16 protein-coding genes are annotated in these 20,623 nt (G+C 45.6%); 9 read left to right on the plus strand and 7 right to left on the minus strand.

Annotated features, from left to right (window positions below; all coding sequences use genetic code 11):
• Nucleotides 1-13 precede the first annotated feature (13 nt).
• The 5 genes from AC1DYT_RS06240 to AC1DYT_RS06260 all read left to right on the plus strand — a co-directional run bounded on the left by AC1DYT_RS06240 (nt 14) and on the right by AC1DYT_RS06260 (nt 8,117).
• Nucleotides 14-2,425, plus strand: coding sequence for an ABC transporter permease (locus AC1DYT_RS06240; RefSeq protein ID WP_477468777.1), 2,412 nt, complete (start codon nt 14-16; stop codon nt 2,423-2,425).
• A 93-nt stretch (nt 2,426-2,518) separates the two neighbouring features.
• A complete protein-coding gene (locus AC1DYT_RS06245) occupies nt 2,519-4,930 on the plus strand; it encodes an ABC transporter permease (protein WP_477468778.1) in 2,412 nt (803 codons plus the stop codon).
• Nucleotides 4,931-5,308: 378 nt separating this feature from the next.
• A complete protein-coding gene (locus AC1DYT_RS06250; RefSeq protein ID WP_477460990.1) occupies nt 5,309-5,986 on the plus strand; it encodes an ABC transporter ATP-binding protein in 678 nt (225 codons plus the stop codon).
• A 13-nt stretch (nt 5,987-5,999) separates the two neighbouring features.
• Nucleotides 6,000-7,340, plus strand: a complete 1,341-nt coding sequence (locus AC1DYT_RS06255; protein WP_477468779.1) for a TolC family protein — start codon at nt 6,000-6,002, stop codon at nt 7,338-7,340.
• 177 nt (nt 7,341-7,517) lie between these two features.
• Entirely contained in the window at nt 7,518-8,117 is a 600-nt protein-coding gene (locus tag AC1DYT_RS06260) for a porin family protein (protein WP_477468780.1), read from the plus strand.
• Nucleotides 8,118-8,424: 307 nt separating this feature from the next.
• On the opposite strand, the gene tnpA is transcribed toward AC1DYT_RS06260, so the two are convergent.
• A complete protein-coding gene (gene tnpA / locus AC1DYT_RS06265; protein ID WP_477468781.1) occupies nt 8,425-8,886 on the minus strand; it encodes an IS200/IS605 family transposase in 462 nt (153 codons plus the stop codon).
• A gap of 406 nt (nt 8,887-9,292) precedes the next feature.
• Between tnpA and AC1DYT_RS06270 the strand changes: the two genes are divergently transcribed.
• On the plus strand, nt 9,293-11,050 hold the full coding sequence (locus AC1DYT_RS06270) for a glycoside hydrolase family 9 protein (protein WP_477468782.1): 1,758 nt from the start codon (nt 9,293-9,295) through the stop codon (nt 11,048-11,050).
• A 74-nt stretch (nt 11,051-11,124) separates the two neighbouring features.
• On the opposite strand, the gene AC1DYT_RS06275 is transcribed toward AC1DYT_RS06270, so the two are convergent.
• Both AC1DYT_RS06275 and AC1DYT_RS06280 read right to left on the minus strand, forming a co-directional pair.
• Nucleotides 11,125-12,246: a DUF3667 domain-containing protein gene (locus AC1DYT_RS06275; RefSeq protein ID WP_477468783.1), complete on the minus strand. Its 1,122-nt coding sequence runs from the start codon at nt 12,244-12,246 to the stop codon at nt 11,125-11,127.
• 152 nt (nt 12,247-12,398) lie between these two features.
• Entirely contained in the window at nt 12,399-13,658 is a 1,260-nt protein-coding gene (locus AC1DYT_RS06280; protein WP_477468784.1) for a nucleoside permease, read from the minus strand.
• 160 nt (nt 13,659-13,818) lie between these two features.
• Between AC1DYT_RS06280 and AC1DYT_RS06285 the strand changes: the two genes are divergently transcribed.
• Nucleotides 13,819-14,427 (plus strand): porin family protein, encoded by a 609-nt coding sequence (locus tag AC1DYT_RS06285; protein WP_477468785.1) that lies wholly within the window; start codon nt 13,819-13,821, stop codon nt 14,425-14,427.
• A 414-nt stretch (nt 14,428-14,841) separates the two neighbouring features.
• On the opposite strand, the gene AC1DYT_RS06290 is transcribed toward AC1DYT_RS06285, so the two are convergent.
• Genes AC1DYT_RS06290 through AC1DYT_RS06300 form a run of 3 tightly spaced genes read right to left on the minus strand, consistent with a single transcriptional unit; the run spans nt 14,842 to nt 17,218 of the window.
• Nucleotides 14,842-15,441 (minus strand): bifunctional nuclease family protein, encoded by a 600-nt coding sequence (locus AC1DYT_RS06290; protein WP_477460997.1) that lies wholly within the window; start codon nt 15,439-15,441, stop codon nt 14,842-14,844.
• 27 nt (nt 15,442-15,468) lie between these two features.
• Nucleotides 15,469-16,446 (minus strand): electron transfer flavoprotein subunit alpha/FixB family protein, encoded by a 978-nt coding sequence (locus AC1DYT_RS06295; RefSeq protein ID WP_477468786.1) that lies wholly within the window; start codon nt 16,444-16,446, stop codon nt 15,469-15,471.
• 34 nt (nt 16,447-16,480) lie between these two features.
• On the minus strand, nt 16,481-17,218 hold the full coding sequence (locus tag AC1DYT_RS06300) for an electron transfer flavoprotein subunit beta/FixA family protein (RefSeq protein WP_477468868.1): 738 nt from the start codon (nt 17,216-17,218) through the stop codon (nt 16,481-16,483).
• 67 nt (nt 17,219-17,285) lie between these two features.
• On the opposite strand from AC1DYT_RS06300, the gene AC1DYT_RS06305 reads away from it, so the two are divergent.
• Both AC1DYT_RS06305 and chrA read left to right on the plus strand, forming a co-directional pair.
• Nucleotides 17,286-17,630, plus strand: coding sequence for a tetratricopeptide repeat protein (locus AC1DYT_RS06305; protein ID WP_477468787.1), 345 nt, complete (start codon nt 17,286-17,288; stop codon nt 17,628-17,630).
• Nucleotides 17,631-17,641: 11 nt separating this feature from the next.
• Nucleotides 17,642-18,841 (plus strand): chromate efflux transporter, encoded by a 1,200-nt coding sequence (gene chrA / locus AC1DYT_RS06310; RefSeq protein ID WP_477468788.1) that lies wholly within the window; start codon nt 17,642-17,644, stop codon nt 18,839-18,841.
• A 74-nt stretch (nt 18,842-18,915) separates the two neighbouring features.
• On the opposite strand, the gene dnaB is transcribed toward chrA, so the two are convergent.
• Complete coding sequence (dnaB, locus tag AC1DYT_RS06315) at nt 18,916-20,469, minus strand: replicative DNA helicase (protein WP_477468789.1); 1,554 nt, start codon at nt 20,467-20,469, stop codon at nt 18,916-18,918.
• Nucleotides 20,470-20,623 lie beyond the last annotated feature (154 nt).

Here is a 20,623-nt window from a genome sequence, read left to right on the forward strand (position 1 = left end):
ATGACAAAACGATATGATAAAGAACTACCTTAAAACAGCATGGCGCAGCCTGCTTCGCAATAAAAGCTATACCATAATCAACATCACCGGCCTTGCCATTGGCATTGCAGCCTGTTTGCTGATATTTTTGGTGGTGCATTTCGAAACCAGTTTCGATAACTATCACGCCAAAAAAGACCATATCTACCGCGTAATTACCGAAAGGCATACGCCCGATGGTATCAAATATAAAGGCGGTGTACCCATGCCGGTTGCGCCTGCGCTCAGGGTTGATTATGCGCAATTGCCGCAAGTAGCGTCCGTTTTCAACAACTACGATTTGCAGATGAACGTTGCCGATGCGCGCACGGGGGAGGTGAAAAAATTCAACGACGATGATGTGTACTTTGCCGAACCTCAAATGTTTAAAATATTCGACTTTGAATGGCTCGATGGTGATAAAAAAAGCGCATTGACAGAACCGAATACCGTTATCCTTTCGCAGCGTGTTGCCGAGAAATACTTCGGCAAATGGCAGGATGCAATTGGTAAAACAGTGCGTTGCGATAATAAAATAGACCTGAAAGTTACCGGGGTATTGAAGAACCATCCCGCCAATACCGACCTGCCTATAGACATTGCCGTATCGTACAGCACTATAAAAAATACGGGCTACATGCAAAATCTTGCAGACTGGGGTAGCAACCTAAGTGCGCATGCCTGCTTTATCTTACTGCCCGATAATGTAAGCCCTGCAAGTTTTAATAGCTTTTTAAAATCATTCGTAAAAAAGTATAAGCCTGAGAAAGACAATAAGGACTTTTTGAAACTGCAGGCCTTTACAGACATGCACTACGATAGTAAAGTGCCCATTTTCAGCGGGCAGGTATTCAGTAAAGATTTAATCAAAACCATCAGCCTCATCGGGATTTTCCTGTTGGTGATTGCCTGTGTTAACTTCATTAATCTCGCTACCGCGCAGGCGGTAAACCGTTCTAAAGAAGTTGGCATCCGTAAGGTATTAGGCAGCGGCCGTAAACAGCTCATTCTGCAATTCATCAGCGAAACTTTTATTATCACCCTTATATCGGTTGGGTTAGGCATTGGGTTGAGCGAGGCTGTGTTGCCGTCATTAAACAACCTGCTGGAAGTACAGCTGAATGCCAATTTCCTGGCAAGCAGCGATATCATCCTGTTTCTGATTGCTGTGATAGTAGGCGTTACGCTTTTGTCGGGGCTTTATCCGGCGGTTGTACTCTCGGGCTTTAACCCTATTGCGGCTTTAAAAAATAAGATCAGCAGTGCCAAGAGCGGCGGCGTTACCCTTAGGCGCAGTTTGGTGGTATTGCAATTTGGCATTGCCCAGGTTTTGGTTATCGCAACTATAGTAGTGATAAGCCAGCTCGATTATTTTAAAAACAGCCCCTTGGGTTTTGACAAAGAAGCGGTTATAACGGTGCCTTTAGCTTCGGATAGTGTTAGCCGACTTAAACTCACTGCACTACGTAACGAGATTATCAAACAGCCCGGCGTGCAGGATTTTAGCTTTAGTTACGGCAGCCCCTCTGATGATAAAAATTGGGGCACAAGCTTTAAGTATAACGACGCGCAGGAAAATGCTGATTTCAAAGCCAGTTTAAAATGGGCCGATGAAGGATATTTTAAATTGTACGGAATGACCTTTGTTGCCGGTCGCCCGTATGTCAAAAGCGACACGCTGCGGGAGTTTGTTATAAACGAGGCGATGGTGAAAAGCCTTGGCGTAAAAGATGCGAAAGACGTTATTGGCAAAAATATCAACATTTGGGATAGGAGAGCAGCCCGGATAGTAGGGGTGGTGAAGGATTTCAACACCGTATCTCTGCGCGACCAGGTGCCACCCGTGATTATGGGTGCCTGGACAGACCAATACGAAGTAGCTAACATCAAGCTTAAACCCGGCAACGTCAAACAAACCCTTGCCGGTATAGAACAGGTTTGGAGCAGCACCTTCCCGGAAAATATTTACGAGTACAAATTTTTGGATGACAAGATTGCCAACTTCTATAAAAAAGAAGATCAGCTATCGGTGCTGTACAAAATCTTCGCAGGCATTGCGATATTCATCTCATGCCTTGGTTTATACGGTATGGTATCGTTTATGGCCGTGCAGCGCACCAAAGAAGTGGGCATCCGCAAAACGCTTGGCGCATCGGTGGGCAATATCGTTTACCTGTTCTCTAAAGAATTTACCCTGCTAATTGTAGTGGCCTTTGTAATTGCCGCGCCGGTTGCCTGGTACTTTATGCAACAATGGCTGCAAGGGTTTACCTATCGCATTACCCCCGGCGCGGGCGTATTCGTACTAACTATTTCGCTATCCATCATCATCGCATGGCTAACGGTTGGTTACAAAGCAATAACGGCCGCACTGGTAAATCCGGTGAAGAGCTTGAAAAGCGAATGATTTTTTCATTGAGTCATTGGGTCATTAAGTCATTTGTACTTGCGGCCAATGACTCAATGACAACGAAGTGAATGACTCAATGATTAAAATATTATGATAAAGAACTATTTAAAAACAGCGTGGCGCAATTTGTTGCAAAACAAAGCCACATCATTCATCAGCATAGCCGGGCTGGCAGTCGGTATTTGCTGTTTCCTTTTACTGGCAACGTACCTCATCAACGAGTTAAGGTACGACCGTTTCCACGAAAAGGCCGATCAAATAGTACGCGTTGCTTACACCTATAAATCTGCCGATGATAAAGAAGGGCGTTACCTGGCAGTTACCCAAACCGCTGTAGTACCGGTTTACAAGCAGGAAATCACGGAGATTGCGGATGGCACCCGCGTTTTCAACTACTCGGGTAACGGGCCGGCGGCGGTACAGTATGCCGACAAGATATTTAACGAGAAAAGCATGCTGGCAGCCGACGCATCCTTTTTTAAGATGTTCAGCTTCAATTTCATCAAGGGCAATGCAAAAGATGCTCTATCAGATCCTTTGTCTATTGTCATCAGCGAATCTACCGCTAAAAAGTATTTTGGCAGCGACGACCCAATAGGGAAGATAATTAAGGTAAACGAAAGCCATAATCTGATGGTGACCGGCGTAGTAGAGGATGTGCCCGCCTATTCGCAGATTAAGTTTGATATGATAGCCAACTCGGCCATTATGCCCGGCATAAAAGAGCTTAAATGGAGCTCGGCAAGCAACTATTCGTACTTTTTGCTGAAACCCGGTGCAGATGTTAATGCCCTACAGGCAAAAATGAATGCCTACATCAAAAACATCCTGAAGGAACAGAACAGGGATGCCGTTACTTTATACACGCTGGAGCCTCTTACCAGTGTGCACTTATACTCAAACGCACTATACAGCCTGGAGGCCGCAGGCAGCATTAAGTATATTTATATATTGGGCATTGTGGCCGTAGTGTTGCTGCTTTTGGCTTGCGTAAACTTCCTTAACCTGGTTACGGCCCGGTCGGCAGAGCGCGCGCGCGAAATTGGCGTACGCAAAGTTATGGGTGCATTACGCGGGCAACTCTTCGTTCAGTTTATTATGGAGGCCGGTATTATTACGCTGTTTTCCTTACTGGCGGGCGTGGTTTTGCTATATGTACTTTTCCCATCGTTCAGCACCTTTACCGGCCAGCAACTGGGTTTTAAAACCTGGAATACCACCTGGCTGATAGAGGCACTTGTTGCCGTGTTTGTTTTGGTAACGCTGTTGGCAGGTACATACCCGTCCCTGTTCTTATCCGCATTTAAGCCAATTGTAACCTTAAAAGGCAAAGTATCGGGCCAACCCGGTGGTAATATGCTGCGTAAATCATTGGTTATCTTTCAATTTGTAGTGTCGGTGTTCTTTATTATCAGCACGCTGATAGCAGGTAGCCAGTTGCGTTACATGCAAAGCTTAAACACAGGTATCAATCGCGAACAGGTGATGGTGCTTGATATCGGCGGCATCCCGTACAACAATATCGCGGCCTTTAAAAGCGAGATAAACCAGCAAACAGGCGTGTTAGGCTCAACCGCCAGTTACGACTCGCCGGTAGATGTGCGGGGTGGGTATTCCATCAACACAGCTGAAGGCAAAGCTGCTGACTATAGCCTTTCGGTAACCGCTATTCCTATCGAAAAAAGCTTTATCCAAACGCTTGGCATCCAACTCATCGCCGGCAGGCAATTGAATGTAGATGACGAGCTACAGGTAATGAATAAAGAGAGCGAAAAGCGCAACTACAGCTTCGTTTTAAACGAAAAGGCGATAAAGGCCCTCGGCTGGAAGCCGGAAGAGGCCATCGGCAAAAAAATAGGGCTTAATGGACGTATGGGTACCATTAAGGCCGTTGCCAAAGATTTTAATTTTGCATCGCTGCACCAGGAGATAACACCTATAGTGATGTTCCCCGAGTACGATTGGTTTGGAAAGCTGCTTATCAAAACCTCCGGCAAAAACACAGCAGCAACCATTGCAGCCATACAGGCAAAATGGAAAGGTTTTTATCCAAACAAACCATTCGATTACCACTTCCTCGACCAGGAGTTTGAAGAAATGTACAAAACCGACCAGCGTACAGGCTCAATATTAAAAGCCTTTACCATGGTTACCATATTTATCTCCTGTCTGGGCTTGTTTGGCTTAGCGGTCTTCAGTACGCGCCAGCGGGTTAAAGAGATCGGCATACGCAAGGTATTAGGCGCCAACGTAATGAGTATCGTAGGCCTCATCTCTTCCGATTTCCTCAAACTGGTTTTGATAGCCGTTATCATATCATCGCCGCTGGCCTGGTACGCCATGAGTGCGTGGCTACAGGATTTTGCCTTCCGGATTGATATCCAATGGTACGTTTTCCTGCTGGCAGGAGGGATGGCCATCTTCATCGCTTTCGTAACGGTTGGCTACCAGTCGTTTAAGGCCGCGCTGAGCAATCCGGTAAAGAGTTTGAGGAGTGAGTAGAAATTAGAGTCAAGAATCAAGAATCAAGAGTCAAGAGCCAGGAATCAAGACGCAAGAGTTCAAGAATCAATAGGCAAAACAAGAGCCGGGATGTTATTCGTCCTGGCTCTTGGCCGTTTTAGATAGGTAACCAATGAGTCCATCGTAATTCCTGTTGTCTTGCTTCTTGTTTCTACAAGTCTTATTTCTTTCCCCAAGACTGTATCATTACCGAACGCACGCTGTACATAAGCGTACAGTATTACGTTCGAAATTTAAATATAATATACTGATATGCAATGCATTGTAACTTTGGTATGTTATTGATACTTCAATGCCAAAATCAAATTAAGAAATTGCAACCAGTAAACAATTATCCATTAATCTTAACCAGTTAAAATGTTATCACTACAGCATATTTCGAAGTATTACCAGGTTGGCGGCAACAAAAATTTCGTTATCAACGATATCAGCCTGGATGTTGATGAGGGCGAGTTCGTATCTATCATGGGGCCATCGGGTTCGGGTAAATCTACCTTGCTCAATATTATCGGCATGTTAGATGAGCCATCAACAGGCTTCCATTACTTCGTAGACCAGCCCGTTCACCAGATGAAGGAAAAACAACGCTCGGCTTTGTACAAACAATATATCGGCTTCGTTTTCCAGGCATATCACTTGATTGATGAGCTAACCGTTTACGAGAACATCGAAACCCCGCTAATATACCAGGATGTGAAAAGCAGCGAACGCAAAGCCATGGTTGCCGATATGCTGGATCGTTTCAACATCGTTGGTAAAAAAGACCTTTTCCCGGCGCAACTATCGGGCGGGCAGCAGCAATTGGTGGGCATAGCCCGCGCGCTGATAGCCAAACCCAAATTGCTTTTGGCCGATGAGCCAACCGGTAACCTCAACAGCAAACAAGGCGAAGAGATTATGGAGTTGTTCCGTAAGCTGAACAAAGAAGATGGCGTTACAATTATCCAGGTAACGCACTCCGAAAAAAATGCGGAATATGGTTCGCGCATTATTAACCTGCTGGATGGAAGGGTAGAATCTTCAAAAAAATTCTGAACTACAACATACAATGCGATACTTTAAATACCTACTTTTTAGTCTTTCCCTACTAATACCGGCACTGGCGCACAGTCAGGTGGCCGATACCACGCTTACCCTGCAGCAATGCATCGATATAGCGATAAAGAACAACCTCGACGTGAAGAAGAGCGAGCTGGCGTTGGCAACTGCGCAGGTGAACTCAAACCAGGCTAAGGAGTTTATGCTGCCCGCCATCAGCGGCCAGGTAGACCATGGCATCAACAACGGCCGCGGTATCGATCCATCTACCAATACCTATGTAAAGCAGTCGTTCAAATCGGGCAATTACAGCCTCAATGGCGATCTTACCGTTTTCAGCGGCTTGCAGAACCTCAACAACATCAAGCAAACTTCGCTGGCCTACCAGGCAGGCAAAATGGATTTGCAACAGGCCAAAGACCAGATAACCATCAACGTTATTACCGCCTATTTACTGGTGCTTAACAACACCGAATTGTTTAACCAGGTGAAGAATCAGCTGGATGTTTCCAAAAAACAGGTGGAACGCTTAGAGATACTGGAGAAAGAGGGAGCCAATAAACTGCCGTCAGACCTGTACGACCTCAAAGGTACCTACGGCGATAACCAGCTGAATGTGGTAACTACCAATGCTACCTTGAAAACATCTAAGCTAAACCTGCTGCAGATACTCAATATCCCTTACCGGGAAAATATCTCCCTGCAGCCCATCAATGCCGACGACCTGGCCAAGCAAACCACAAACTCTGCCGACCAGGTGTATGATATCGCCCTAAACCAGCTGGCCTATATAAAAGCCGCCATCTTAAGGCGCCAAAGTGCCGAGAAAGGGGTTAGCGTAGCAAAGGGCTCATTATTCCCAACCGTATCTTTATATGGCGGCATATCTACCAACTACTCCAGTGCAGCGCAGCTCAACGGGCAAACCATTGGTTATTACGATCAGTTCAAGAACAACTACGGCACGCAGTTTGGCATAAGCTTAAGGGTGCCTATCCTCAACTACATGCAAAACCGCAACAAGGTGGCTCTGGCCAAAATACAGTTGCAGAACAATATCTATGTGGAGCAAACCACTAAGGTGCAACTGAAGCAGAACGTAGAGCAGGCCTACCTCAACATGACCTCGGCCTACGATAAGTACAACGTGCTTACCGATCAGGTAAAAGCCTACACAGAATCGTTCCGCACAGCGGAGATCAGGTTCAATGCAGGCGTGCTTACCTCGGTAGATTTCGTTGTGGCCAAAAATAACCTCGACAGGGCAAAAATAAACCTCATCAACGCCCGCTACGAAGTTTACATTTATAACAAAATTTTAGATTATTACCAGGGAAAATTATCATTATAATAAAATTTGCTTTGTATTGTAATATTATATTACATTTATCGCAGAATTAACCCGGTACCCGGTACGCCATTATCAACGGCGTACCGGGTATTTCCAATTCCTCCTTTTCCGCTTTTTACTGTCAACTGTGCAACACAAAAGCTATATTGCGTTGTTAAACACTAAAACCGCAATCCAATGAAAAAAATCTTATTTACAGTAGCGATCATATCGTTATTGGCGTTCAAAAGTCAGGCACAACTTTTGCCAAAATTCCAGTTTGGTATTAAAGCCGGTGCTAACCTTACCAGCCTATCGGGCAGCAGTTCGTTAAGCAGCGATAACCGTGCAGGCTACCTCGGCGGTTTCTTTGCCCGTTTTGGTGCCCTCGGGTTCAATTTTCAGCCCGAGCTTTACCTTACCAGTAAAAACGTGGATATAAACACCAGCAATAACGCATCAACCAAAGCTAAATTCACCAGCATCGACGTCCCCTTACTTTTTGGCGGTAAAGTTGGCGCGTTAGGGTTTGGCGGCCGTTTTTATACAGGCCCACTTTTGTCTTTTGCCATAAATAAAGACAAGAATTTTTTCAACGCTGCCGGTCAGGCAGTTACGTTCGACTACAAAAATTCTAACTTTGCCTGGACGGTAGGCGCCGGGGTAGACATTCAAAAAGTATCTATAGATCTGCGCTATGAGGCTGGTTTAAGCAAACAAACCTACGTAGATGGCTCTACTAATATTAAAACCCGTGTAAGCCTTTTCAATTTAAGCCTGGGTTACAGCTTTTTGTAATTTTAAATGGTATCAGAAAGGCCTGTGCAGGAATTGTACAGGCCTTTTTTTTTTCGGGATATATCGCCAACGGGAAATCGCGTTTAAGCAAATAAATTATTAGGCACCTACGGCGCCTATCCTTTTTTTCGGAAATATTAACACCATACTACGCCGAAGCGCTTTGTCTGAATTGAGTTTTATGTTCTGTGAGGCGAACGGTGTTTATAGACCATGTTTATTTTCCTTGTCCCATCGGGACAGCTGGTTGGTAGAGAATGGCAGCAATGAGTTTTAGCCTTCCATCGGAAGGCTTGGTGCTTACAAATTATTCAAGTTCTTTGAAGATATATTTTTCATCCCAATCTATTTCAAAAAGGGTTAAAAATTCGCGGTACTCTTCCAGAAATGTTTTCTTTTGATGGTGCTGCTCTTGATTTTTAATATATCGAATAACATTATCAATTTGACTTTTACCATACGAAAAAGCACCATAGCCTTCTTGCCATGCAAAAGGACCAGCACAAAACTTCTGTTCTTTTATCCATTTGCTGCTCTCGCTTTTTACATTTTGTATCAAGGAAGAAATTGATTGATGAGGCCGCATGCCGATAAAAATGTGGATATGGTCGGGCATGCTGTTTATCTGTAACATTTTGTGCTCGTTTTGCTGGAATATGCCGGTGATGTATTGATGCAAGCGTTCTTTCCATTCTTTATCAATCAGAGCAGCGCGATATTTAACGGCAAAAACAAAATGGATGTGGAGTTGGGTGTAAGTGTTAGGCATATCGGTTGATTATATTTATTAGGCACCAATCGTTCCCATGGAACGAAAAGCAATTTAATAATTTTCTCTACCAACCAGGCATCCCGATGGGATGCAAAATCTCTTTATTCAATTCGCCTTTAAAAAGGCCACGCTACGGGCTCTGCAAGTGCCCTTCTTTAAAGAGTAATAGCTCATCAAAAACAGGTTGGTGATTAACCAAAGGATGGAACGTTGTCGGATTTTGTGTTTCTTTCTACCAACCAAACATCCCGATGGGATGAAGAAAGTATTTCGTTCCGTCGGAACGACTGGTTAGTACCAAAAGGGATTGCTCTAATGCTGCCGCAAATTGAGCCCCATTTGGCAATAAAATATTATAATCTGTTGCCTCAAGCCATTACCTTTATTAAAAAACAGAAACGATATGCAATACCGAAGAATAAGCGTTTTGATAATAGCCTTATGCTTGTCGCACTTATGCGTTAAAGCGCAAACCACGCCTGGCAATGCTAAAAGCCTGATTCGTTTGAACCAGCTCGGTTTTTACCCCGCTTCGCCCAAGGTGGCCATTATTGCCGCTAAATTAACCGGAAAGTTCCGGATAAAGGATGCGAAGCGGAAAACGCTGTTCACCGGGCAGTTGACAACGTCTGCGCAACCTGCTTTTTCCGGCGGATTTACATCGATAGCCGATTTTTCCGCATTCAACAAGCCTGGAAGGTATTTTATAGAAGTAGATTCCCTGGGCAATTCATACGAATTTCAAATTAAGCCAAACGTACTTAAACCCGTGGCCGATGGTAGCATCAAGGCTTTTTATTACCAGCGCGCATCTATCCAACTAAAAGAGAAATATGCCGGTAAATGGCAAAGGGCAGCGGGGCATCCGGATGATAAAGTGTTGGTCCATGCTTCTGCTGCCTCGGCGCAAAGACCCGAAGGAACGGTTATTTCCTCGCCCCGGGGCTGGTACGATGCGGGCGACTACAATAAATACATTGTGAACAGTGGTATAACTACGGCTACACTGCTTTCATTGTACGAGGATTTTCCGGAATACATGAAAACCGTGAAATTGAATATACCGGAAAGCAGCAATCAACTGCCCGATGTTTTGGATGAGGTGCTATGGAACCTCCGCTGGATGCTCACCATGCAAGATCCGAACGATGGCGGCGTTTATCACAAACTCACCAACACCCGTTTCGATGGGATGATTATGCCCGATAAGGCAGATTCAACCAGATATGTTGTGCAAAAAAGTACCGCTGCTACATTGGATTTCGCTGCGGTTATGGCGCAAGCTTCGCGCATTTTCAAAAGTTTTCCTACACAATTGCCGGGCCTGGCCGATTCGTGCATAAGGGCTTCGGAGTACGCCTGGGCCTGGGCAGAGAAAAACCCAACCGCAATTTATAACCAGGGCGCCATGAACAAGCAATTTAAACCTGCCGTGGTAACCGGCACCTATGGCGACAGGAATGTCACCGATGAATTTATTTGGGCATCGGCAGAGCTTTATGTAGCCACGGGCAAGCCTGCTTATTTGGATAAGTTCAAATCGATGGATGATGGTAAGATGCAGTTACCTACCTGGAACTCGGTTAAACAACTCGCTTACTATACCTTGCTTCAGAACGCGCCTCAATTGCCCGAAGTTGTTATACTAAAGAAAAGCCTGCTGGCCTACGCCGATGGAATGGTAAACGCAGCCGATAGCAACGCTTATCAAACAGTGATGACAAAAACAAAGTCCAATTTCAACTGGGGCAGCAACAGCAATGCCGCTAACCAGGGGATACTTTTGATAAAAGCATACAAGCTTTCTGGCGATAAACAATATTTGAATTTCGCTTTAGCCAACCTCGATTATATTTTGGGCCGGAATGGTACAGGCTATTGTTATGTTACGGGTTTTGGCAGCAAGCCAACCATGCACCCGCATCATAGGCCATCGGTGGCCGATGGAGTGGTAGATCCTATCCCTGGCTTATTGGCTGGTGGCCCCAATCCGGGTGCGCAGGATAAAATAAAGCTGCCCTCACTTTTCCCGGACGAGGCTTATATTGATGACGACCGGGCCTACGCCTCCAACGAAATTGCCATTAATTGGAACGCTCCGCTGGCCTATTTGGCGAATGCCTTACAGGCCTTGCAAACGGGATGGAAAGCCCCCAAATAAGCAAGAAAAAGGCGATAAAAACATCCCTTTTTTGTGCCCATTTTGGTAAAAAAACGGAAGTTTTAGCAGGTGTTTTATACCGATGTGAGTGCTATGATGAAAAGAAATACAAAAAAACAGGCAATTGAAGTAAGAAGGTACATCAGCGAGACACCTATCATTTTGCTTACGGTACGCCAGCGGCTGCGTTGGTACACCACCCTTAACGATCGGTAAACATACCACACAATGCCAACAAATGAGATCAGTTGCACCCAATCCATAACCGGTTTTTCCCAACTATTCGGCAGTATCAACTGCAGGAGTAAAGATGCCGTAAGAAACAGAAACACAAAGCAATGCAGATGTATAGAATAGATGATATGCTCTACATACAGCTTATGATTTTTTCTGAAAGCTATCTTCAATATCAGGGCAAACAACGGCAGTATCACAAACATAATTTTTGGCGAGTTATGCGTAACCGCTTCTTTAACAATTTCCTGCGGGTGCCCCTGTTTATTCCAATCGAAGCCTTTTTTAGTAATATACCGCATTAAAATACCGTTGCGTTTTTCTTCCGGCAGTTTAGCCTGTTCTGCTAAATATTCCTCATATGTTTTGGCTTTGGTATCATTGTTTATAACAAAGCTGCCGCGTTCTTCACTTTCCTCACCTCCGGCGTTTTCATGACCGGGCTTATCTTTTACGCTGGAGTCCTGAACGGGTTTGTTTACTGCACCCGGCAAGTAGGTACTTACAAGTCCTTTTATCTTCTTCTTCTCTTCAGGGCTTAGGCTGCCATCGTTGTTAATATCGGTAAGCAGGTTGTGCTGAATGGTATCTTTCAATTTAACCCCGTGTTCGGCTTTCTTTTTATTCTCACTCACCTTTACCACATGGTCGCCGTTCACTTTAAAAAACAGTACGAAGAAAACCAAACTGATAAAAATGTACATCTTTACCGGGTGCAGATACTGCATCCGCCGGCCGGCCAAGTAGTCAACCGTTAGCTTGCCGGGTTTGGCAAACAAAGGTTTAAGAGTGTGGAAGAACTGGTAATCAAAGTGGAAGTAATCGCTTACCGCATGGTTAAGCATGTGGCCAAAACTTTCCTTCATCTCCAGGTTCTCCTGCCCGCAAACGTGGCAAAAGTGGCCCTGCAAGTCGGCGCCGCAGTTAAGGCAATCCGTTTCGTGCCGGTAATGCTTTTTCATATTAGATGTGAGATATGGGATTTGAGATTTGAGATAAAATGGGACGGCGCCCGAACGCCCTATTTTCAGCGGTAATCCTCATAATGTAGATTCTATATATTAAAATCATGAACTCCTGTCTCAAATCTAACCTCTCAAATTTCATATCTATACTAAGCGTGCTTAATAGCTTCTACCAATGCCTTGTTGTGCTTGTACCTGAATACAAATGGGAAGATGATGGCAATAACCAAGGCATATCCGGCAAAGGTGAGCCATATGCCGTGCCAATCTTTGGCTTGGTTTGGTAGCGTAAAGTATTTGTCTATTATATAACCGCTCGCGCGGCTGCCAAAGAACGCGCCGAAACCATTTACCATCATCATAAACATACCCTGTGCACTGCCTCTGATTTCAGGAGCAGCCTGTGTTTCAACAAATAAAGAGCCTGAGATATTGAAGAAATCGAATGCCATACCGTACACGATGCACGATAACACAATCATCCATAGGCCATCGGCCGGGTTACCAAAAGCAAATAGCCCAAACCGCAGTACCCAGGCTATCATACTGAAAAGCATTACGTATTTTATCCCAAATTTACGTAGGAAGAACGGGATAGCCAGGATAAACAAGGTTTCGGATATTTGGCTGATAGACATGATGATAGCCGGGTATTGGACCACCTTAAGATCTTTGTACGCTTTAACGGTAGCAAAATCGTGCAGGTAGGTATCGCCATACGCGTTGGTTAGTTGCAATGCAGCCCCGAGCAATAACGAGAATACAAAAAATATGGCAAACTTTGGAGTTTTAAATAAAGCAAAAGCATCTAACCCCAAAAGGGTGTAAAAAGATTTGTTGCCCGTTTTCACGGCATAAGGCCTGCATTTCGGTAGGGTAAAGGAATATAAACCCAACAATAGCGACACAAAAGAGGCAATATAAAATTGGTTGGAAGAAGTTTCGCTATGGGTTAAACTTACCACCCAAAGGGCAACTATAAAGCCAACTGTACCCCAGGTACGTATAGGTGGATATTCTTTTACAACATCGATGTTTTGATTTTTTAGCGCAGAATAAGCTACTGTAATTGATAACGAAAGAGTCGGCATATAAAAAGCCATATTTAATAGCAGCACCCAAAAGAACGTACCGGGATCTTTAACCATAGGCAGGCTAAACAAAACACAGGCACCCAATATATGTAAAATACCGTAGAGCTTTTCGGCATTAATCAGCCTGTCTGCAATAATACCGGTAATGGTGGGCATAAATATAGATGCGATACCCATAGTAGAGAAGATGGCCCCAAACTGCGCCCCAGACCAGTGTTTATTTTGAAACCAATATGCGCCAATGGTGAGCAGCCAGGCTCCCCAGATAAAAAATTGCATGAAATTCATCAGTATTAAGCGGAACTTAATATTCATATGGCACAGTTTAAGATCAGTATGAGTAAAACGTTAAATTCAAAAGCGGAAAGTACTGAAATTAAGCGATACCTTAAAATCCGTAGCCATACTTTTACTTAAAATCTGTTGTTGCAGGTTGATGAGAATTAGCTAAATTTGGCTACACTAAATCCATATCATGACAAAATTCTTCGCAGTATTATTTATTGCATTGGGCTTTTCGGCCGTAGCATTTGCGCAAATCAAGGGTACAACCCAGTTCGGCATCAACATTGGCCTCAACAGCAGCAACGTCACAGCAGGCAATATCGCCAATAGCGATTTGCGTAACGGTGTAAACGTCGGCATATCGCTGGAGCATTATTTCTCAGAAAGCTGGAGCTTTAAAACCCGCCTGCTTTACGATCAAAAAGGATGGGACGGCGGTTACCTGGATACAGGCAGCGGCAAATATGAAACCAATTATAACCTTAACTACATCACCGTGCCGCTGCTGGCCAACTGGCACTTCGGGCGTAAAAAGAACTGGTATCTTGATTTTGGCCCGTATGTGAGCTTTTTGACCAGCGCTAAGGAAACCGAGGGCAAACAGGATGTAAAGCCTTATTTCACTTCTACCGATGCGGGGCTCGATTTAGGTATCGGCGTTAAATTCCCAGTGGGCCAAACCACTAAATTCTATGTCGAACTTAACGGCGAGGCAGGCCTTAGCGATATCGCTAAAAATAATACAGGTTCGGCAATACGCAACACGGTATCGGCTATCAACATCGGTTTCCTGTTCTAAAGTATAAGGTTTAGAAAATCATTAGAAGCATTATCAAAATCAATTTGCCTAAATGATATAGAATACATATCCTGGCAAATACCTCTTTTATGGGCCTTGTGCTTTTCTTTGAGGCCTTTTGGTGATTTTTGCCAAAAGGCCTCAAATTTTTGCCGAGAACCCAAAGCGACCCTTTTATAGGCAAAATATAACAAAAAGCGACGATAGCGTGGTGACACTATATTGACACCATTTGGTAATTTGCAATCATTTGATTATAAGTAACTTGTAAGTGTTCACGGTGTTCACAGTGCGGCGCGTGAACACTTAACGCAAGCTTTTGGGGTAATTTGGATGCAGCACCTTAAAGCAAATAGGCGACTATAAGAAATCAATTGCCCGAATTATCAAGCGATTTATGATAGCCCCGTTTTTTTACGATGCTTTTCGCTTATTTAACTCATCGCGTATTTTGGCGGCCTTTTCGTAGGCTTCCTCGGCGAGGGCCTGCTGTAAGCGGGTCTTCAGTTCGTCGTCACTAACAGAAGTAAAAGAACCCGCCGGTGTTGCCGGTGTTTTTTCTTCGGATGTCTCGTTGATGTTCTCGAGGTACACGAAATCGTTGCCCTCTATCACGATACCCGCTGTAGAGAGGATAAACTCATAGGTATAAATAGGGCAATCGAACCGTACCGATACCGCAATGGCATCAGAAGTGCGCGCATCAATCTCTACCGTTTTTTTGCCATCGAAACAAACCAGCTTGGCATAAAATATACCATCCACCAGGTTGTAGATGATGATTTCCTGTACCGAGATGTTAAAAGCTTGCCCCAGGCTCTTGAATAAATCGTGAGTGAGGGGGCGGCTCGGCGTCATTTTCTCTATTTCTATCGCAATAGCCTGTGCCTCAAAGCTGCCTATGATGATAGGTAACCTGCGGCGGCCGTTCATTTCGCCCAAAACCAACGCATACGCGCCGGATTGTGTTTGGCTATATGAAAGCCCAACGATATCCAGCTCAATTTTTTTCATATCATTACCCATCGCAACAAAACAGTTTTAAGCCGTAGCTTTATATTCCTTAACCGCGGCAATTAATTTTGGCAATACCTCAAAGGCATCGCCAACTATGCCGTAATCCGCAACCTTAAAAAACGGGGCCTCGGCATCTTTATTGATAACCACAATAACCTTTGACGAGCTTACGCCCGCCAAGTGCTGTATGGCCCCCGAAATTCCAATGGCAATATACAAATTTGGGCTGACAGCTATGCCTGTTTGGCCAACATGTTCGCTGTGTGGCCGCCAGCCGGCATCAGATACCGGTTTGGAGCAGGCCGTGGCCGCGCCAAGCAGTTCGGCCAGTTCTTCAACCATGCCCCAGTTTTCGGGGCCTTTCAGTCCGCGCCCGCCTGATACCACAATCTCGGCATCGGGCAAGGAAACCTTATCCGTAGAGCGAACGATATCTTTGATCATCGCCTTAAAATCTGACCCTTTGGCCTCTGCCACAAAATCTTCTACCGGGGCATCCGCACCGGTCGCTACTACTTTATAGGCATTAGGCGTAAGCGAAATTACCTTTATAGCAGAGCTTAACTCCACCGTTGCAAATGCTTTGCCCGAGAAAGCCGTTTTCTTCACCGTGAATTTGCCGCCGTCCTGAGTTGGCAGTTCAACTGCGCCATCGGCCAGGCCGGCTTGCAGTTTTACAGCAATGCGTGGGGCCAGTCCGCGCCCGCTGAACGAGTTGGACAGCACAACAATATCCGCGCCCTGTGCTTTGGCGGCTTCGGCAATTACCGAGGCGTAGGCCTGGTTCACAAAATCTTTAAGTTTAGCGTTGCTTGCGTTCAACACCCTTTCGGCGCCGTATTGGCCAAGGGCGGCTAAATCGCCGGCAGCCACATCGCCAATGGAAATGGCTACGACGCTGGTTTTATTCTGGTCGGCAATGGCTTTGGCATAGCTTACCGCTTCGAAAGTTGATTTCTTGAACTTCCCGCCTGCATTTTCCGCATATATTAAAACTGACATATATCGTTTTCTTCTTGAGATAAAATAGGAATGATTATATAACCCTTGCCTGTGTATGCAACAAATCAACCAGTTCGGCGGGATTACCTGCATCAACCAGCGTTACCTTCCCGCGCGGGGCCGGCGTTTCATAACCAATGATGTTTGAAAAGGTTTCAACAGCTACAGGTTCAACCACCGTAAGGGGTTTAGTACGTGCGCTCATGATGCCGCGCATGTTGGGTATTTTAGGTTCGGCAACGCCCTCGGCAGTACCGGCCACAAAGGGTAGGGGGATAGTCAATACTTCCTTGCCGCCTTCTATTTCGCGCTCTACCGTAGCGGTACCACTGTCAACATCCAGTTTCTTGATGATAGATACTGATGGGATATCCAGCAGTTCGCCCAGCATGCCGGCAACTTTGGAGCCGTTGTAATCGATAGATTCGCGGCCGGTAAGTATCAGATCGAAAGGGTTTGCTTTTACGTATTGGGCTATCTGGGAAGCCACATACCATGCATCCTGCGGTTTGGCGTTTACGCGTACGGCATCTGTAGCGCCTATAGCCAGTGCCTTGCGTATGGTAGCATCCGTTGCAGCATCGCCTACGTTAATAACGGTAACGGTGCCTTTGCCGCCGTCGGTAAGTTCTATGGCGCGGGCCAGAGCAATCTCGTCGTATGGGTTTAAGATGAACTGAACGCCGTTGGTATTAAATTGGGTGTTGTTATCTGTAAAGGTTATTTTTGTAGTGGTATCCGGAACGTTGCTGATACATACCAGTATTTTCATCATAATTGGTTTGTTTTACGGGTATTTGTTGGTGATGCAAATTTAGTTAAAAAAGAGAGAGTAAAAAATGGAGATAAGCAGATTAGATAAGCTGTTGGCTTTTATACAGAACGAACCTGAAGACGAATTTTTGAAATATGCCTTAGCCACAGAGTACCTGCGCCTTAACGATACCGAGAAAGCCCTGTGCTATTATGAGGACCTGGTGAACAACCACCCCGGTTATACAGGCACTTATTATCATCTGGGTAAATTGTACGAGGCCCTTGGCCGCAAAGACGATGCCATACGCATTTACGAAACAGGCATGAAGATAACCAAAGAGAAACGCGATAACCATGCCTACAGCGAATTGCAGGGCGTGTATATGGCCGCCAAAGGTTACGACGACGATGATGACGACGACTATTAACCAATAGCACATTGAGGCGCAGGGAGCTGTTATTCATCAGGGATGTAGCGTTGTACACCTTCACCGCTTTTGGCGGTCCGCAGGCGCATATTGCCGTTTTGCTGCGCGAATTTGTGCAGAAACGCGGTTATATTACCGAGCAGGAACTGCTCGAACTAAACGCCCTCTCGCAGATTATGCCGGGCCCTTCGTCTACTCAAACGCTGGTGGGCATAGCCTGGAAAGTAGGAGGGCTGCGCCTGGCCATCATCACCTTCCTGATATGGATATTGCCTTCATCAGCCATTATGTGCATGGCCGCCATTAGCTATAAAATGTTTGCCGATAAGGAGAGATTGACCGCCATACTGCGGTTTGTTCAACCCATGGCCGTTGGCATTGTGGGGTACGCTACTTATACCTTTGCCACCAAGTTCCTGCGCACCAAAGTCACGATGATGCTTGCGGCGGCCTCGTTAATTGCCACGCTGATATTGCAGAACCCTTATGCTTTCCCCTTGTTGATTTTGATGGGCGGTATCATTTCCTCCGCATTGGAAACGCAGCCACAGGAGAACGAATTAAGGGTAAAGTTGTTCAGTAACGTAAACCCAAATAAGGTGGCTTATTTTATAGGGATATTGCTGTTTTTCGCCACTTTGGGTGCCATCGTAAGCCGCACGTCTCCCTTTAGTTTACCCATACGTTTGTTCGAGAATTTCTATCGAAACGGGATATTGATATTCGGCGGTGGGCAGGTATTGGTGCCGCTGATGTACACGGAATTCGTGGAGCTGAAACACTACCTTACCAATTCGGAATTTTTGAGCGGATATGCCCTGCAGCAGGCATTGCCGGGGCCGACATTCTCGTTCACCTCATTTGTAGGCGGCATTGCCATGGGCGATAGAGGTTACGGCATTGCCGGGCAGATTGTAGGCAGCGCGGTAGCGGTTATCGGCATCAATCTGCCGGGACTGATACTCATCTTGTTCATCGTACCTTTTTGGAACGACCTGAAAAAGATAACCCGCATCAAGAACTCCTTAAGCGGCATCAACGCCGTAGCGGTAGGTTTTATGGCCACGGCGTTTATTATGTTGATGAAGCCATTCCACCACGATTTATTGGCCTACGGATTAATGGCAGCAACCTTTCTTTTGTTGCAGTTTACCAGGATTAAGGCACCTGTGATTATTTTGATAGGAGTGGCCCTTGGCCTGATAATGTAAAAAAAACCCTCATGATATTGTGGACTGAGGGCTTTCTTGATTCTTGTATCTTATCTCTTGTTTCTGATTTTGGCCTAAAACGGAGGCTCGTCCTCCATATCATCCATCCTGGAAGGACGGATGATGAAGTTGCTTTGCTTCTCGAAATCCTGTGAAGGGGCCAAACCTGCAAAGGCGTTGCCGGCAGGAGGAAAGCCATCCATATTAGTTTCCAGATCCGTAAATTTCACGTACTTGCCAACAAATTTAAGCCTTACGCGGCCGGTTTCGCCGTTACGGTGCTTGGCAATAATTACCTCGCCCACGCCTGCTGTTGGGTTATTGTCTTCATCCACATCCAGCCCGTAGTATTCCGGGCGGTAAAGGAACAGTACCATATCCGCATCCTGCTCAATCGAGCCCGATTCACGCAAATCTGATAGCATTGGCCTTTTTGAACCACCGGGGCGGCTCTCTACCGCACGACTCAACTGCGACAGCGCAATTACCGGTACGTTCAGTTCTTTAGCTACCGTTTTTAAAGCGCGGGAAATGCTACCGATTTCCTGCTCGCGGTTACCACCCTTGCCATCGGCTTTGCCGTGCATCAGTTGCAGGTAATCGATGATAATCAGCTGTATATCGTGCTGAGATTTTAAACGGCGGCATTTAGCGCGGAACTCGAATATATTTAAGGATGGGGTATCGTCTATAATCAAAGGAGCCTGCTCCAGGCGGCCAACTTTAGAGTGTATCTGTTGCCATTCCCACTCTTCCAAAGTTCCCTTACGTATCTTTTCCTGTTCAATCTCTGTTTCGCCGGATATTAAACGATTCACCAACTGAACCGAGGACATCTCCAGCGAGAACACTACCACCGGCTTGTTGAAATCTACTGCGGCGTTACGCGCGCAGGTAAGCACGAAGGCTGTTTTACCCATTGCAGGGCGAGCAGCAATGATAACCAGGTCGGATTTTTGCCATCCAGAGGTCATGCGGTCAAGCTCGGTAAAGCCAGAGGCAACGCCTGTTAGGCCATCCTTTTTGTCCTTTAGCGCTTCCATATCCTTTAGCGCTTCATGCACCAGGTCGTCCATCATGCGCGAATCGCGGCGGAGGTTGTTCTGGGCTATCTCGAAGAGGTTCTTCTCGGCTTTATCCAGCAGGTCGAAAACGTCGCTGGTATCTTCATAAGCAGAGCTGATTACTTCGGTAGAGATGCGTATCAATTCGCGCTGTATGTATTTTTGGATGATGATGCGCGAGTGATATTCGATGTTGGCGGCAGAAGCCACGCGGTTGGTAAGCTCGGTAACGTAGTACGCGCCGCCAATCATTTCCAGTTCGCCTTGCTGGCGCAACTGGGCAACCACAGTAAGGATATCTACCGGCGATGTTTTCTCGAACAGCACCGCAATGGCATTGAATATTTTTTGGTGGCGGATTTCGTAAAAAACCTCGGGTTTCAATACATCGATAACTGAAGAAAGGGCATCTTTTTCCAGCATCAGCGCACCCAGCACAGCTTCCTCCAGGTCTAGCGCCTGGGGAGGTAATTTGCCCAGCAAGCCGTTTGGTGTAGGGTTGCTGAAGCGGCTTTTACGGTCGGTGTTTGTCTTATTATTGGTAGAATCGTTCTCGAAAATCATAACGAACAAAAATATACAAAATAACATGGAGGATGTTCGATATTTCGTCCACATACTAATTTAAAACTTAATGAAAACGGTATCAGTGATATAAATTTGGGGCATTGTTATCAAGGCCCGATGTTAATAACTTGTTGGGTGTTTTATAATTGGC

The organism is Mucilaginibacter sp. P1_D10, from assembly GCF_056406215.1.